At 32.7% G+C, this 977-nt stretch carries 1 protein-coding gene; it reads left to right on the top strand.

Translation table 11 applies throughout. The annotated features are described in order from the left end of the window. Positions 1-98: 98 nt before the first annotated feature. The coding region (locus tag CD135_RS11440) for an IS256 family transposase (RefSeq protein ID WP_115344036.1) at positions 99-977 on the top strand (879 nt) is incomplete at its 3' end.

Here is a 977-nt window from a genome sequence, read left to right as displayed (position 1 = left end):
AATATGTCCATATAATTGTGTAATAAAAAAAGAGCCAAATATAGCTCACTTTAGTACAATGTAATCGACTAAGAAAATATTGTAGAGGTGACCTATATATGACTCAGTTAAATATTAACGTAGACTTTGAAGAATTGGCAAGTGCTATTTTAGAAAGTAATTTAAATACTGCTATGAAAAGTATAGCTGTAACTGTATTAAATGCTTATATGGAAATGGAAAGAGATCAGTTTGTGAACGCTGATTTCAAACAAAAGCATCCTGAAAGGATTGCACAACGAAATGGCTACTATGAACGTGATTTTATGATTCCAGTCGGAACACTTCATTTAAAAGTACCTAGAACGCGTGATGGCGAATTTACAACTGAAGTTTTTGATCAATATTCTCGCTCTGATCAATCACTGATTTTAGCGATGATAGAAGCTTATATTAATGGCGTTTCAACTAGAAACATCACGAAAATTGTAGAGGCTCTGGCAGGTAAATCTGTTTCGAAATCTACGATTTCAGAAGTTATGAAAAATATTGACCCCGATATTCAAAAGTGGTCGAGTAGACCTATTACTAGTCATCAGTACAGATATGTATTTGTTGATGCCATGCATATTAAAGTTAGAGAGAATAATAAAATAGTTTCTAAAGGCGTTTATATAGCTATGGGAGTAAATGAACTTAAAAGACGTGAAATTATTGGTTTTAAAATTTCTAATCAAGAATCTGAACAGGCTTGGTCTGAGTTCTTTGAAGATTTAAGAATGCGTGGCCTCACAACTCCTGAGCTCATTATTTCTGATGCACATTCTGGTCTTATTAAGTCTATTAAATCACAATTTATAGATTCAACTTGGCAACGTTGTACATTTCATCTTCTTAAAAACATCATTGAAAGATTCCCAAAAAAGAATTCACAAGAGGCAAGAACATTACTTAAATCTATTTTTCAAGCTCCTACATATCAACATGCGCTTGAAAGT

Source organism: Mammaliicoccus lentus, from assembly GCF_002902755.1.
Lineage (GTDB): Bacteria > Bacillota > Bacilli > Staphylococcales > Staphylococcaceae > Mammaliicoccus > Mammaliicoccus lentus.
This window is presented reverse-complemented; position numbering and strand designations above follow the sequence as displayed.